15 protein-coding genes are annotated in these 14,284 nt (G+C 54.9%); 4 read left to right on the forward strand and 11 right to left on the reverse strand.

Annotation, left to right across the window (positions count from 1 at the left end; genetic code table 11):
• Positions 1–144 precede the first annotated feature (144 nt).
• A complete protein-coding gene (locus FHW17_RS14420; protein WP_182510169.1) occupies positions 145–1,626 on the forward strand; it encodes a sensor domain-containing diguanylate cyclase in 1,482 nt (493 codons plus the stop codon).
• A gap of 178 nt (positions 1,627–1,804) precedes the next feature.
• Here FHW17_RS14420 and FHW17_RS14425 read toward each other — a convergent pair whose 3' ends face one another.
• Positions 1,805–2,206 carry a GFA family protein gene (locus tag FHW17_RS14425; RefSeq protein WP_182510205.1) on the reverse strand — a complete coding sequence of 134 codons (402 nt, stop codon included), beginning with the start codon at positions 2,204–2,206 and terminating at the stop codon, positions 1,805–1,807.
• 248 nt (positions 2,207–2,454) lie between these two features.
• The gene (locus tag FHW17_RS14430; RefSeq protein ID WP_112527920.1) at positions 2,455–2,943 is read right to left on the reverse strand and encodes a RidA family protein; all 489 of its coding nucleotides are present in this window, start codon (positions 2,941–2,943) and stop codon (positions 2,455–2,457) included.
• A gap of 196 nt (positions 2,944–3,139) precedes the next feature.
• On the opposite strand from FHW17_RS14430, the gene FHW17_RS14435 reads away from it, so the two are divergent.
• The 3 genes from FHW17_RS14435 (at position 3,140) to FHW17_RS14445 (ending at position 5,517) form a co-directional block, all read left to right on the forward strand.
• Entirely contained in the window at positions 3,140–3,811 is a 672-nt protein-coding gene (locus tag FHW17_RS14435) for a TetR/AcrR family transcriptional regulator C-terminal domain-containing protein (RefSeq protein WP_112527922.1), read from the forward strand.
• 142 nt (positions 3,812–3,953) lie between these two features.
• Complete coding sequence (locus FHW17_RS14440) at positions 3,954–5,051, forward strand: GSU2403 family nucleotidyltransferase fold protein (protein ID WP_182510170.1); 1,098 nt, start codon at positions 3,954–3,956, stop codon at positions 5,049–5,051.
• A 55-nt stretch (positions 5,052–5,106) separates the two neighbouring features.
• Positions 5,107–5,517 (forward strand): VOC family protein, encoded by a 411-nt coding sequence (locus FHW17_RS14445; protein WP_182510171.1) that lies wholly within the window; start codon positions 5,107–5,109, stop codon positions 5,515–5,517.
• A gap of 6 nt (positions 5,518–5,523) precedes the next feature.
• Here the strand turns inward: FHW17_RS14445 and FHW17_RS14450 are convergent, their stop codons facing one another.
• From FHW17_RS14450 to FHW17_RS14490, 9 genes are all read right to left on the reverse strand, one after another.
• Complete coding sequence (locus FHW17_RS14450; RefSeq protein ID WP_182510206.1) at positions 5,524–6,297, reverse strand: amino acid ABC transporter ATP-binding protein; 774 nt, start codon at positions 6,295–6,297, stop codon at positions 5,524–5,526.
• Positions 6,297–6,977 carry an amino acid ABC transporter permease gene (locus FHW17_RS14455; RefSeq protein ID WP_091886587.1) on the reverse strand — a complete coding sequence of 227 codons (681 nt, stop codon included), beginning with the start codon at positions 6,975–6,977 and terminating at the stop codon, positions 6,297–6,299. Before FHW17_RS14455 ends, FHW17_RS14450 begins: the two co-directional genes overlap by 1 nt.
• 85 nt (positions 6,978–7,062) lie before the next feature.
• Positions 7,063–7,848, reverse strand: a complete 786-nt coding sequence (locus tag FHW17_RS14460; RefSeq protein WP_091886590.1) for an amino acid ABC transporter substrate-binding protein — start codon at positions 7,846–7,848, stop codon at positions 7,063–7,065.
• Between the two features lie 186 nt (positions 7,849–8,034).
• A complete protein-coding gene (ugpC, locus tag FHW17_RS14465) occupies positions 8,035–9,114 on the reverse strand; it encodes a sn-glycerol-3-phosphate ABC transporter ATP-binding protein UgpC (protein WP_182510172.1) in 1,080 nt (359 codons plus the stop codon).
• A gap of 17 nt (positions 9,115–9,131) precedes the next feature.
• On the reverse strand, positions 9,132–9,980 hold the full coding sequence (locus tag FHW17_RS14470; RefSeq protein ID WP_091886596.1) for a carbohydrate ABC transporter permease: 849 nt from the start codon (positions 9,978–9,980) through the stop codon (positions 9,132–9,134).
• Positions 9,980–10,912, reverse strand: a complete 933-nt coding sequence (locus FHW17_RS14475) for a sugar ABC transporter permease (RefSeq protein WP_182510173.1) — start codon at positions 10,910–10,912, stop codon at positions 9,980–9,982. Before FHW17_RS14475 ends, FHW17_RS14470 begins: the two co-directional genes overlap by 1 nt.
• A 114-nt stretch (positions 10,913–11,026) precedes the next feature.
• A complete protein-coding gene (locus FHW17_RS14480; RefSeq protein WP_182510207.1) occupies positions 11,027–12,298 on the reverse strand; it encodes a sugar ABC transporter substrate-binding protein in 1,272 nt (423 codons plus the stop codon).
• A 38-nt stretch (positions 12,299–12,336) separates the two neighbouring features.
• On the reverse strand, positions 12,337–13,524 hold the full coding sequence (locus tag FHW17_RS14485) for a PLP-dependent transferase (RefSeq protein WP_113096499.1): 1,188 nt from the start codon (positions 13,522–13,524) through the stop codon (positions 12,337–12,339).
• A complete protein-coding gene (locus FHW17_RS14490) occupies positions 13,521–14,252 on the reverse strand; it encodes a FadR/GntR family transcriptional regulator (protein WP_348643739.1) in 732 nt (243 codons plus the stop codon). Before FHW17_RS14490 ends, FHW17_RS14485 begins: the two co-directional genes overlap by 4 nt.
• Between the last annotated feature and the right edge of the window lie 32 nt (positions 14,253–14,284).

Consider the following 14,284-nt stretch of genomic DNA (forward strand, 5'->3'; position numbering starts at 1 on the left):
GATCATGCAACACCCGGCGCGAACCGCGCAGCAACCCTTGCGAATTCATGCGGAACTCAACCTAGGGTAGTTGACAATAGCCGCAAAGCTGCCAATCAGGCGGGAATATTAACCATGTTCCTCCCGGCCGAGAGATTTCATCCCATGGACAAGTTCAATTTGCATCAGGACGAAATAGACGCATTTGATCTTGCTCCGATTTCGCTGTGGCTGGAAGATTTCAGCGCGGTGCGAGAACTCTTCGATTCCTTGCGCGGGGCAGGGGTTGATGACATCGTTGCCTATCTGCGGGAAGACGAAGCCCGTATCCGCGAATGTGCCAGGCTGATCCGGGTGCAGAAGGTCAACAAGAAGACACTCTCGCTTTTTGAAGCCGCTGATTTCGCCGAGCTGGTCGCCAATCTCGGCGCTATTTTCCGTGATGACATGCTGCAAACGCATGTTCAGGAACTTGGACAGCTCTGGTCCGGCAAGGGTGAGTTCTCCAGCAATACGGTTAATTATACGCTTTCCGGCAAGCGGCTGGACATCCAGCTACGCGGCAAAATACTGCCAGGGTATGAAGCGTCATGGGAAAAGGTCCTGATTTCGATCGAGGATGTCACCGACCGGGAAGATGCCAGAAGACAGCATGCCGCAAGTCAGCAATATGCCGAGGGACTTTTTGAACACTCTCCCGTCTCTCTATGGGTGGAAGATTTCAGCAAAATCAGGAAGCTGCTCAATGGTCTTCGCGAACGCGGTATCGAAGATTTCCGGGTCTTTACCGATGTTCACCCGGAGTTCGTCCAGCAATGCGCGAGTGAAATCCGGGTCATTGATGTTAATCGCGAAACATTGAAGCTCTTCCAGGCGCCCGATGCAATGACGCTGTTGCGTCGTCTGCCCGATGTTTTCCGCGATGAAATGAACATCCATTTCCGCGAGCAGCTGATTGATCTGTGGAACGGCAAGCTGTTCCATCAGCGCGAGACGGTCAATTACGCCCTTGATGGGTCCGAACGGCATGTGCTGTTGCAGTTCTCGGTATTGCCCGGACATGAGAATGACTGGTCATTGGTCCAGATATCGCTGACCGATATTACCGCCCGCAAGAAGGCCGAAGCCTATCTGGAATATCTCGGCAAGCATGACGTTCTGACGCGCCTGCACAATCGTGCATTCTATGTGGACGAGCTTAACCGGCTGGAACGCAGAGAGTTTTTCCCGGTTTCCATCATCATTCTGGACCTGAACGGACTAAAGATCACCAATGATCAATGGGGCCATGGGGTTGGTGACAGTCTGCTTCGCCGCGCCGGTGAAATCCTCAGCGAAGCGGTGAAACCCCCGCATTACGCCGCGCGCATTGGCGGCGATGAATTCGCAGTGCTGTTGCCAGCCGTTGATGAGACCGGTGCGGTGGCGGTTGTCGAGGAGATTTCAAGCCTGATCGAAATCAACAACCAGTACTATTCGAATATCCCTTTGAGCTTCTCGATTGGCTGGGCCACAAGCGCTACCGGCGAAAAGCTGGAAGCTGTTGCCAAGCGCGCCGATCTGTTGATGTATCAGGACAAACGCCTGCGCTACTCAACCATTGAAAGCGGCTGGCGCAACAACAAGCCTGAGAACGAACCACGCTGATAGTGATGACCATACGCCAGCAATGGCCGGATCTTGGTGGCAGTATCTAGTTCCATAACAACTCTTATGCGATCTTTGTGTGTAGCCGGGTGGGTTCTATTCTGAAGTGCGACTTTGGCAGCGTTGAATATTGCCTTGCTCGACCCGAGCACAAGAGACTGCAAAGTTGACCTTCGCGTCAGATCAGACTGGCGTCAAAGCGCTTGACCTCTTCTGCAAGAGTTACCCAATGATGTTTGGATTGCTCGAAGATTGATAGGGTTGGCGCCGGGAAATCTGGATCGGCCAATGCACCGACAGCGACGCCAATCATTGCGGGTGCAGCGTCAGGCTTCCAATAGACTGTCGAACCGCAGATCGGGCAAAAATACATGCGTACATTGCGGCCACTTTCGGCAACGCGATTGAACTCTGTAGCAGCTCCCGAAATCTCGACGGTATCAGCCGCATAGAACGCGTTGACACTGAATGATGTGCCGGTTCGCCGTTGGCAGGCTAGGCAATGACACACGGCAACCAGTTTTTCTGGCTCTCGCATTACAAGTCTGAGTGCTCCGCATACGCATTGGGCATTGGCCATGGAAAATCCTCCGTCTTTCTCGATGAGTTGCTTTTTGGGATGTGAGATGAGGCGCAGTGCAAACCGCCGTTGCAGGTCGGCGGCGCGTGAAAGTGACCCGTCGCGGATCAGGATGCGCAACACTAAGGATTATCCAGCTTCACGGAACTGTCAATAACAAGGCTCCGCCACGGATGGGGTTGCCCAGCCCTGATCCGTTATCGGCATATGACAGCACAAAGTCTTTGTAAGTTTCTTGCCCGCCCCCGCTAATCGAGCACGACCACCGCTTCCACCTCGAACAACATGGGGTCAATTGCCAGTTTGGGAACGGGAATCAGAGTCTGCGCCGGCAGTGCCTCACCGAACACCTCCTTGACGTTTCGGGTCAGCACCTCAAGCTTGGACACATCATGATCGACCACAAAAACCGTGAGCTTGGCGACCTGATCCGGTCTGGCACCGAGCGCATCGAGGGCGGCGTGCAGATTTGCGTAGGCCTGCTTAACCTGAACAGCGAAGTCAGGCGATAGGGCTCCGGTGCTGTCTTGACCGCCCTGCCCGGAGATGTAGGCCACACGGCCTCCGCGCGGCGTGATCACCGCTGTGCTATAGCCATTGGGGGATGGATCGTAGAGGTTTTGTGGATTGACGATGGTCAGCTTGAGATCATTCTCATTTGCTGTCGCCGCCGTGGGAATTCCCATGGTCATGATGATTAGCCCTCCGATAAGCAGCTTCTTGATTGCGCGTGACATGATTTTCTCTTGGCTTTGCTGGCTGCGAGCAATGTTCTCTCGCGGCAGGTATGATTGAACTTTGACCCATATCGCCATATAAAGACTCGTACATTGTACTATACATTATATAGTACAATGTACGAGTCAATCATCCATGATCGACATTCGTCGTGTTGCCAGTCAAAATCGACGTTCAGGACAGTGAGGAAGACAGATGGCTGACAAACGTAGCGGTACTCCGGGCAAGCAGGCTCAGCCCATGCAGGATCGCATCGAACCTCCCCTCTCCCTGGAACGTATTGCGACGACTGCGGTGGAAATGCTGGACGCTCAGGGAGTCAGTGGATTGACGATGCGCAAGCTGGCTGATCGCCTCGGCTCGGGCGTAATGAGCCTCTATTGGCACGTTGACAACAAGGAAGATGTCTTTGATCTGGCGCTCGATCTTGTGCTTGAATATCACGAACTGCCGCAAGTGGATAAGTCGCAAGACTGGCGCGCAGAAGTCGTTCACATGCTCGAAGACTGGCGCGCCAGAATGCTGCGCCATCCCTGGTCGGCATCGCTGTTGCCGCGCCGGGCGCTCGGCCCGAACATCCTCGCTCGTCTGGAACTGCTGAGCAAGATCTTGTCCGGAGCCGGTATAGCGGACGAAGATCTGAACGTTGCGATATGGTCGCTCTGGAACTATGTGATGGGCGCCACCATCACCCGGGCGAGTTTCAACCTTACGGACGATGACATGGCTGCCGGGCAGCAACGCCTCACACGTCTCAGTGAACACTACCCGACAATCGAACGCTCTCGTCTGCTGTTGGATAATGATTGGGATGGTGCATTCAGAAAGGGCCTCGACTTCCTGCTCGACGGCCTCTTTCCCAGATAAATGCGATAGACTGCCTTCGGTTACGCGGCGAAACAGTAAAGGCTCGAAGTTATAATGTTTCCACAAAAACATTATAACGACTTGCGAAGGCCTGCCAATAAGTTATAATGTTTTTGCGGAAACATTATAACTGGATAGTATCATGCTCAAAGAGATCGATCTGGTCTATCGGACGATGTTCGCAGAACTTGGGCAGCGGACACTCGATGCGAACTTCAAGGCAGACTTTGCGATCACGGGGCGGTTTGTAACCGTAACCGTCAAGGGCAATGAGTACTGGTATTTTGACACGCCAACAGACAGTGGCGACAAGCGGACTTATGTTGGCCCCAAGAGCGACGCGGAAATCTCAAAGCGCGTTGCTGCCTTTAAGGAAATCAAAGATGATTTGCGGGCCCGGCGGAAACTGGTTTCGACACTGACACGAGACGCCGGAATGACATCACCGGAACGGTTCACCGGAGACATTGTGGAAGTTTTGGCCGATGCCGGACTTTTCAGACTAAGGTCAGTCCTTGTAGGAACCGTCGCCTTCCAGACATACTCTGGCGTCCTTGGTATCAAGCTGCCCTCAGCGGCCATGCAAACGGGTGACGCCGATTTTGCCCAGTTTCATTCGATTTCCACGGCTGTCGGTGACACTATTCCGCCAGTTCTCGACGTCCTGCGTCAGATTGATCCGTCCTTTCGCAAAGTCCCGCATCAAAGCGGCAATCTCACAACGCAATTTGAGAACGCAAAAAAGTACAAGGTGGAGTTTCTCACGCCGAACACCGGAAGCGATGACTTTGCCAGTAAGCCCGCCAGCATGCCGGCACTCGGCGGTGCGGCGGCGGAACCACTGCGCTTTCTCGACTATCTGATCCATGAACCCGTGCGCACCGTATTGCTGCACAAGAGCGGCGTATCGGTGAATGTACCCGCCCCCGAACGCTATGCGGTTCACAAACTTATCGTCGCATCGCGCCGCCGGAGCGATGATAACGGCATCAGCAAGCGCGATAAGGATGCGCAGCAGGCCGCCTTGCTGTGTGAAGCGCTGATAACCACCCGTCGCCAATCTGATCTGGCCATTGCCTATGCCGAAGCCTGGGAACGGGGCCAAGCATGGCAGGAAGGCATCACCCGCGGCTGGAGCTTTATCGCAGAACGGCAAAGGGCAGATTTGATCACCGGGCTGGCGAAGGGCATGGGCGATATAGGATTGGACCCTGCCAGCTACGGGCTCAATATCAATTAGGCCACCACATGTTATGATAAAGAATGATCAATATTCAACGCCCGGAGTACCGGTCATGCTGTTGTCAAACTATCTTTTCTTTACAACGTCTTGCGAACAGGCCCTCGCCTTCTACACTCACTGTGGACTAGGCCGGATCACCGAAGAACTGCGGTATGGCGCAAACGGCATGCCTGTGCGCACCGAAGCCATGCGTGGTAAGATTATGCATTCACGCTTCGAGGGTCCCGGCGTTCTCTTTTACGCCTCGGACAATGACGATGCCGAACCCATGCGCGGCTCCGCCCATATGCTTGTCATAGACGACCGCGATGAAGCGGAAAGACTGTTCACACGTCTGGCTGCTGGCGGAACGATCACCACGCCGTTCGGGTTGCAAGTATGGGGCGACTTCTTTGGCAAGCTGACAGACCAGTTTGGCGTGCAATGGATGATCAATGTCCCGACACAGGCCAAAGCGGACTAACCAGCTTCAGATGCCCTCGCCATGCATATGTTGCCCTTCATGGGTCAATGTCGCAATAAAGCGCTTTGTGCGCTCCTGCTTCGGCTGCGTGAAGATATCGTGCGACGTGCCGGTTTCAACAATAACGCCGCCATCGAGCACAATCGCCTGATTGGCAATGCGCGAAGCCAGACGCAAATCATGCGTTGCCATAACCATGGTCGTGCCTTCGCGCGCAAGCTGGGCCAATACATCAACGACTTCACCTGATAGTTCCGGATCAAGCGCCGATGTCGGCTCGTCACAGAGCAGGATTTTCGGCGACGGTGCCAAAGCGCGGGCAATCGCCACGCGCTGTTGCTGCCCGCCTGATAGCGTTGATGGCCAGACGTCAGCCTTATGCGCCAGACCGACTTTCTCAAGCAACATCATGGCCCGCTCGCGCGCTTTTTCCTTTGGCCATTTCAAAACGGTCGTGAGGCCTTCGGTGACATTCTCGATAACGGTGCGATGCGGAAAAAGCTGGAAGTTCTGGAACACCATGCCCGAATGCCGGCGCACCGACTGAACAGCCTTGGTCGTGACTTTAATTCCCGGCTGAAATTCCAGTCTGTCACCATCGATTTCCACCGACCCGGATGTCGGAATTTCCAGAAGGTTCATGCAGCGCAGCAGCGTGCTTTTGCCACCACCCGATGGCCCGACAAGCGCCATAACAGAGCCCTCGGCAATACTCAGCGAGACATTTTTAAGCACCGTCAGATCGCCGAAGCGCTTTTCGATATTCTTCAGTTCAATCATCATGACCGTGCCTCCAGAAATCCGCCATAACGATTGAGACGCGTTTCAAGCCGTGCCTGCAGTGACGACAGAACCGAACTCAGGATGAGATAGATAATCGCCGCCTCCACATAGAGGATCAGCGGCTCATATGTGGTGGCAACGATGCGCTGTGCCGCCTGAAACATTTCCGGAACCGTGATGGCCGCTGCCAGCGACGTATCCTTGACGAGCGAAATAAACGTGTTCGACAATGGCGGCACAGCAACGCGTGCCGCCTGCGGCAGGATCGTGCGGCGCATGGCCTGCGACCACGTCATGCCGATGGAATAAGCAGCCTCCCACTGTCCGCGCGGCACGGATGAAATCACCGCACGCAGGATTTCCGACGTATAGGCACCGATATTGAGGGTGAAACCAATCAATGCGGCGGTAAAGGCATCAAGCACGATGCCGACACTGGGCAGTCCGTAGAAAATCAGAAAGAGCTGCACCAGCAGCGGCGTGCCACGGATGATCCAAACGTAAAACTTGACGATGGCGGCAAAGGGCCAGGCGGCAAACAGCCGAACGAGCGCTGCAATCAAGCCCACAGCCAGTCCAAGTACAAACGACAGAAGTGTCAGCGGAATGGTGAAAATCAACCCGGCCCACAGCAACGGTCCAAGCGATTCAAGCATCAGTGTCAGCCAATGGGACAAGGCCGCGTCTCCCTCAAAAGGCAAAGGCAGGGAGTATCATCCCCCTGCCCTCTTAGAGCGTACTTTTTTCGAAGCGTAAACAGTCTTACTTTGAAACGTCCGCGCCGAAATACTTGTCGGCAATCTGCTTGTACGTGCCGTCAGCCTTGATGGTTTCGAGCGCCTTGTTGATGGCTGCAAGCAGGTCCGGCTCACCCTTGCGGATGATGATGCCGGAGAAATCAGCATTCTCCTGCGTTGCCGCGATTTTCACGTTAGCGTCAGGCTTGTGCTTCTTGAAATCGAGGAAGGACAGGCTGTCATTGATCGTGGCATCGGCGCGGCCGCTGAGCAGCAGCTGGATCGACTGGTCAAAACCATCGGTGCCAACAAGGTCAGCGCCATTGGCCTGCGCGATCTTGCCGAAATTGCTCGACAGTGACTGGGCAGACTTCTTGCCCTTAAGGTCGGCAAAGGTCTTGATATCGGTATTATCGCCCTTGGTGATCAGCACGGCCTTGGAGGCAATATAGGGCTCGGAGAAATCATACTTCGCCTTGCGTGCGTCGGTGATACCAACCTGATTGATCACGGTGTCATAACGCTTTGCATCGAGGCCAGCGATCAGACCATCCCATTTGCCTTCAAGGAACTCTGCCTTCACGCCGAGGTTCTTGGCAACGGCTTCGCCGATTTCCACATCGAAGCCGACAAGCTTGCCGGCAGCATCGTGATAGGTGAACGGCGCATAGGTGCCTTCCGTGCCGATCTTCAGTACACCGGCTGTCTTGATCTGCTCAAGGTTCGATTGCGCCTGCGCCTGAGTCTGCATTGGCACGATGGCCAGAGCCTGCATTGCACCAACAACGAGTAGAGATTTGAGCCAATTCATTTTTTTGTTTCCATCCAGAGTTTTCAAGCCTTTCGGCGGATGATTGGAAAATGTCACTTTGCCTTGAGGATGCATAGGCACTATTCGCTGTCGCAAGACGCGAATTTGTGAATTTAATACCACAAACGGCCAATACAAGGAAAAATAATTCCTCGCATGGAATGAGGTGAGAACAGTGATTCAACCTCAGGCGGCAGGATCAATCCTCTGCCCTGTTGCTGGATTGAAAACATGCACATCCCCGGCCTTGATCCCGATGTTCATTGTATCACCCGGCTTCCGGTCGGTTCGTCCCATCGCATAGATACAAACCTGCAAATCAGCCAGAGTTGTGTAGAACTGGGTTGAGAGGCCCAGAGGCTCGATAACTTGGATTTTGGCCTTCAAAGCATCGGCGCTTCCGACTTCAATATTTTCCGGGCGAATGCCGATTGTCACCCGCTCGCCGTCTTCGACAGGCAATCGCGGATCAATGGCAATTGTCTGGCCATCGCTAAGCTGCGCCTCGACTTCGGCATTGTTGCGACTGACCACGGCAGGCAGAAAATTCATGCCCGGAGATCCGATGAAGCCCGCCACAAAAAGATTGGCCGGATGGTCATAAAGCTCAAGCGGTGTGCCCACCTGCTGGATCACACCATCATGCATCACCACGATGCGGTCGGCCATGGTCATGGCTTCAACCTGATCATGGGTGACATAGACAGATGTTGTCTTCAGCTGCTGGTGCAGCGCCTTGATCTCGGTGCGCATATGAACACGCAGTTTCGCGTCCAGATTGGACAGCGGCTCATCAAAGAGAAACACCTGGGGATCGCGCACAATAGCGCGGCCCATGGCAACGCGCTGACGTTGACCGCCTGAAAGCTGGCGTGGCAGGCGCTGCAGGAAAACATCCAGCCCCAACCGCTTGGCGGCAGCGCCAACCCGGTCGAACACCAGCTCCTTGGCGGTTTTGCGCAGCATCAGGCTGAAGCCCATATTGGATGCCACATCCATATGCGGATAAAGCGCATAGGACTGGAACACCATGGCGATATCCCGGTCCTTTGGCGCGACATCATTGACGACGCGCTCGCCGATACGGATTTCACCGGCCGAGATTTCTTCGAGACCCGCGATCATGCGCAGCAGGGTAGATTTGCCACACCCGGACGGCCCGACAAGCACCACAAACTCGCCATCGGCAATGGAAAGGTCCACGGCTGACAGCACGTTCATCGCGCCATAATTTTTCTGAACATTGGTAATGGTGACGGAAGCCATGAGCTTATCTCTTTCGATTATCCCTTGACGGCACCGGCGGTGAGGCCAGTCACGAGGTAGCGTTGCAAGAAGCCGAAGAACAGGCAGGCCGGGATCAGCGCTAGCACTGAAGCCGCCATCATCTGTCCCCAGTCGACAGCGAATTTTCCAATGAAAGTCAGAAGGCCGACGGCAAATGTCTTTTGGCTGTCACTGCTGATCAGCATCAGCGCGAACAGCAGCTCGCTCCATGCGGCGGTGAAGACAAAACCAAGCGTTGCGCCCATACCCGGCAGGGTGAGCGGAATGATGACGCGGCGCAGCGCCTGACTGCGGCTGCATCCATCAATCATCGCCGCCTCTTCCAGATCTTTCGGAATGCCGTCAAAGAATGACTGCATCAGGAAGGTGGCAAAGGCGATATTGAACGCCGTATAGATGATAATCAGGCCCGTGAGACTGTTGGTGAGCCCAAGCTCGCCCATGATGCGGTAGATCGGCGGAATGACCATCACGAGCGGGAAAGTCTGCGTCAGCAGCAAAATCACCGCTACAGTGGTTTTCCCGCGAAACGAAAACCGCGACAGGGCATATCCGGCAGCCGAAGCAATAATGGTGACGAGCACCGCAGTCACCACAGAAACAATCACGCTGTTGAGGAAATAGCGCGGAAAGTCGGTTGCCCTCAGAACGGTCTTGTAATTCTCCCATGTGGCCGATGAAGGCCACATGGTAATGCCCTCGGAATAGAGCAGCGATTGCGGTGTCACCGAAATCTTCAGGGTCCAGAACAGTGGAAACAGCGCGAAGATGACATAGGCGGCAACGGCAGTGTAGAGGCCGATGCTTCCAAGAATACGGGCTTTGCGGGAACGGCCAGCAATCATCACGAATACCTCACGAGCGAGCGGCGGATACGGATCAGCACGACCGCATAAAGGATAAGAAGCGCCAGAAGCAGCACGGCAACCGCCGAAGCATAACCCTTGTCCAGGGTCTTGAAGGCGCTGACATAGATGTAGGTCGCAACCGTATTGGTCGAACCAGCCGGACCACCCTCGGTCATGACATAGATGAGGTCGGCAAAGGTGGCGATCCAGATTGTGCGCAGCATCACGGTGATCGCGATGGTTGGCGCAAGGAAAGGCAGTGTCACCTTGATGAAACGCTGCCATGGATTGGCACCATCAATAGCGGCGGCTTCGTGCAGCTCGGAAGGAATGGATTTCAGCGCAGCCAGCAGAGTAATGGCAAAGAACGGCACACCGAACCAGACATTGGCAACAATCGGTCCCCACATCGCCGTGGCCGGATCGGAAAGAATATTGGTGGGTTCAGATTTCAGGCCAAGCGCGAAAAGCCAGTGCGGCAACGGCCCGACAATCGGGTTGAACAACCATGCCCATGTAAGGCCCGAAAGAAATGACGGCACAGCCCATGGCAGGAACACAATCGCCTGTACCACCTTCTTGCCGAAGAAGGGACGGTCCAGCAGCAAGGCAAGCCCCAGGCCGAGAAAGAACTGGAGAAACAGGCTGGCGACGGTCCACCACAAGGTGTTCATCAGCGCCTGACCAAGAACCGGGTCAGACAGCAAAGCCTTATATTGGGCCAGCCCAACATATTCAGACTTGAAGGCCGAGAATTTGCGAAAGGAATAGCTGACACCGAAGATCAGCGGTACCACCAGAACGACAAGCAGCAGAACAAGTGCAGGGCTGAGATAAAGCCATGGCTCAAAAGCGGCGCTGAAGCGACGCTTGCTGCTGGCCTTTCTCTCCTGTTGCGGCGTCATTGCCGCTGTTGATTGCATTGCCATGTGTACGGCCCCTCTTTTGCCAATGGTCCCCCACCCCTCGCCTCCGATTTCACGGATTGGCGAAAGTCATGGGAAAGATGCCCCGGCACATCCGTACCAGGGCATCGCACTTCATTATTTCTTGTTCTTGGCCATCCACGCCTGCTGCTGTTCGGTGAGGAACGCAGACCAGTCATCAGCAACCTGCTTGGCAGTCTTCTGGCCGAGCAATACTTCCTGAAAATTCTTCACTGATACGGAGTCGTAGAAGTTACCGAGATTTTCCAGATGGGTCGGCGGCGTCACGAACTCGAACGTCTTTGGATCGCTCAATTCCTGGAACCAGCCCTTGAAGCTTTCTGAACCGAAATACGGGTCCTTATCCGCACCGTTGTGAATGGGCAGAACGCCGACATTCTTGGCAAATTCGAGATTATCAGCCGGGGCCAGCAAAGTGCCCATCAGCTTCCACGCATCGTCCTTGACCTTGGAATTGGCAAACATGGCCCAGCCGGCATAACCAAGCGTCGGGTAGGATTTGCCGTTGGGTCCCGTTGGCATCGGCGCAACGCCGAAATCTTCAGGCTTCATCTTCTCGGCAATACCGATCAGCGCATCGGGGTCCTGATCGAGCATCGCGCAGGTGCCGGAATAAAAGCCGGTGACGATTTCGTTGAAGCCCCAGCTGACACTGTCCTTCGGCGCGTAGCCCTTTTTGTAAATATCGGCGAGCATCTCGAGGCCCTTGACCGAACCCGGTTCGTTCAGGGTCGCCGTGCCATCGCCATTGAAATAAGCACCCTTACCATTGGCAATGTTCATGAACATCTGGACGCCATTGAAACCGCCGGGACCGCCACGCAGGCAATAGCCATACTTGCCCTTGATCGCGGAAATCTTCTTGTTGGCTTCCATGAACTCATCAAGCGTCTTTGGCGCTTCCTTGAGCCCTGCCTCGGCAAATAGTTTCTTGTTCCAGAACATCGCCCGGACATAATAGCCGTAAGGGATCATGTACTGCTTGTTATCGACGACGGAGCCGAACTGCTTGGCGCGCTCACCCAATGTGCCGCCATCTTTCCATTTGGCAACATAAGGCCCGAGATCTTCAAGCTGGCCATTATTCGCATAAAGGCCCATCCAACGCTCCGGCATTTCGACCACATCGGGCGTGTCACCGGCCTGAACCATTGTCAGGAATTTTTCGAATGCCTGACCCCAAGGAAGCGAGACAAGCTCCACCTTGACCCCCGGATTGGCCTGTTCAAAGCTCGCAATCTGCTTTTTCAAAAGCTCCGTGCGCGGCGGACTTGTGATCACTTCGACCATCTTGATGGTCGTGTCAGCGAAGGCTGACGATACGGTCATCGCCAGTGCGGCCATCGCACCGGCAAGAAATGTTCCCATTCTTTTTTGCATTTTATGCTCCCACTTCAGTTTTCTGTTTAGCGTTTTGCTTTATCCAGGGCATTCACAAGGTCGGCCCACAGCTCCTCTACATTTTCAAGTCCCACATGCAGACGGATGGTTCGCGGGCTCACACCAAAGCGCCCGATTGAATTGGCGTCAGGTGTTTGCTGCAACGAGGCCATTGCCGGAACGACGAGGCTTTCATGCCCGCCCCAGCTGACACCGATGCGGAACAGCTTGAGTGCGTCGACGAATGTCGGCACATCGATCTCATCGGTGACTTCGAAGGAAAACAGCCCGGTATATCCGGTAAGTGTCGCCTTACCCGGATGATTGGAATAGGCAGGGTGAATGACCCGCTCGACATCGCCGCGTCCTTTCAGACGCTCGGCGATGGTCAGGCCGCTCTTCATATGGTGCGGCAGGCGCAGGGTCAGCGTGCGCAGCCCGCGCAGCAAAAGCCATGCCTCAAAGGGTGAAAGCTTTGCGCCAAGATAAGAATAGGTGCGGCCATTGATCCGGTCGATCATTTCGCGCGATCCCGCGACCACACCGGCCACGGTATCACTATGCCCACCGAGATATTTCGAGGCGGAATGCAGGACGAGATCAATGCCATGGCTGATCGGCTTCTGGAACAGCGGTGTCGCATAGGAATTATCAATGGTGGTGACAACACCATGCTGCTTGGCCAGTTGCGCATAATGCGCAATGTCCTGCAGCTCGAACATCATCGAGCTTGGGCTTTCCAGATAAAGCAGCTTGGCACCGGGAAGCGCCGCAGCAACCGCATCGGGATCAGAACCATCGACATAATCGACCTTGATACCGAGATGTGGCAGCAGGCGCTCAAACAGACGATACGCATCGCCATAGCAATTGCGCACGGCAACGATCCGGTCCCCTGCTCCAACAAAGGCGAGCACCGTGGCGCTGATCGCGCCCATGCCACTCGAAAAAGCGCGGGCAGCTTCGGCCCCCTCAAGTGCTGCGATCTTGCCTTCAAATTCCATCACGGTCGGATTGTCGCCGCGTGAATAGATCGGCTGGCGTTTGCGACCGGCAAAGGTATCGGCCATGTCAGCATAGTTTTCGAAGGTGAAGAGCGAAGTCTGATAGATCGGCGGAACGACCGACCCTCCGGGAAACGGGTCATCATGAGCGAGCAAAGTTGCGGCCTGCGCCATCATATCCTGATCATAGAAAAAGGGATTGTCGTTCATGTCTTGCTCTGCTTCTTGAGATTTGCGGCGCCGCGCCGAAGGTCATTTTCGACAGTGGCAATAAGTTTCAATGCCTCGGCGCGTGCTCCAACGGGATCACGCGCTGCAATGCAGTTGAACAGGGTACGGTGATAGGGAAAGCTGGCGTGGCCAAAGTCACGCACGCCAAGCGGATGCTCCCAGAACCGGTGAAACATTTCATACATGGCGGCGATGATCTGTTCGAAGAGTGGATTTCCGGATGTGCGGAAGACGGCAAGGTGGAAATCCCAGTCCTCTTCAGCCGACATGCCTTCGCGGGCGTGGAATGCCTCTTCCATAACAATCAGCTTCTGTTCGATAAAGGCGATGTCTTCATCACTCGCCCGTTCCGCACACAGAACCGCTGCTTCCGCCTCAAGCCCGCGTCGAATTTCCAATGTGTGCATCAGGCTTTTGAAATCATTGCCCGATGGCAATGTCAGGGGCATATGCAGCATGTTCCGCGTCACCGCTGAACGCAGATAGGTGCCGCTGCCCTGCCGCCGTTCGACAAGTCCGAGTTCCTGCCAGCGGGTGAGCGCTTCGCGCACCGTTGTGCGGCTGACTTTCAGATATTCCGCAAGCACCCGTTCGGTCGGCAAACGGTCGCCGGGTTTCAACCCCTCGCTGGCAACAAAATCCACCAATGCATTCAGCACCGCGTCATCGCGCGATGATGTGTGAACCGGTGAAAGGATCGGATTGATCACGAAACGCCTTGTATAATTGGTTGGACCAT

Origin of the sequence: Phyllobacterium sp. P30BS-XVII, assembly GCF_014138335.1 — a bacterium.
In the GTDB taxonomy this organism is placed as follows: Bacteria; Pseudomonadota; Alphaproteobacteria; order Rhizobiales; family Rhizobiaceae; genus Phyllobacterium; species Phyllobacterium meliloti.

Coding starts and splice junctions, on each gene's coding strand:
- FHW17_RS14435 (WP_112527922.1), top strand. CDS start 3,140: ATGGCTGACAAACGTAGCGGTACTCCGGGCAAGCAGGCTCAGCCCATG.
- FHW17_RS14460 (WP_091886590.1), bottom strand. CDS start 7,848: ATGAATTGGCTCAAATCTCTACTCGTTGTTGGTGCAATGCAGGCTCTG.
- FHW17_RS14420 (WP_182510169.1), top strand. CDS start 145: ATGGACAAGTTCAATTTGCATCAGGACGAAATAGACGCATTTGATCTT.
- FHW17_RS14445 (WP_182510171.1), top strand. CDS start 5,107: ATGCTGTTGTCAAACTATCTTTTCTTTACAACGTCTTGCGAACAGGCC.
- FHW17_RS14450 (WP_182510206.1), bottom strand. CDS start 6,297: ATGATTGAACTGAAGAATATCGAAAAGCGCTTCGGCGATCTGACGGTG.
- FHW17_RS14470 (WP_091886596.1), bottom strand. CDS start 9,980: ATGATTGCTGGCCGTTCCCGCAAAGCCCGTATTCTTGGAAGCATCGGC.
- FHW17_RS14475 (WP_182510173.1), bottom strand. CDS start 10,912: ATGGCAATGCAATCAACAGCGGCAATGACGCCGCAACAGGAGAGAAAG.
- FHW17_RS14425 (WP_182510205.1), bottom strand. CDS start 2,206: ATGGCCAATGCCCAATGCGTATGCGGAGCACTCAGACTTGTAATGCGA.
- FHW17_RS14430 (WP_112527920.1), bottom strand. CDS start 2,943: ATGTCACGCGCAATCAAGAAGCTGCTTATCGGAGGGCTAATCATCATG.
- FHW17_RS14485 (WP_113096499.1), bottom strand. CDS start 13,524: ATGAACGACAATCCCTTTTTCTATGATCAGGATATGATGGCGCAGGCC.
- FHW17_RS14440 (WP_182510170.1), top strand. CDS start 3,954: ATGCTCAAAGAGATCGATCTGGTCTATCGGACGATGTTCGCAGAACTT.
- FHW17_RS14480 (WP_182510207.1), bottom strand. CDS start 12,298: ATGGGAACATTTCTTGCCGGTGCGATGGCCGCACTGGCGATGACCGTA.
- ugpC (WP_182510172.1), bottom strand. CDS start 9,114: ATGGCTTCCGTCACCATTACCAATGTTCAGAAAAATTATGGCGCGATG.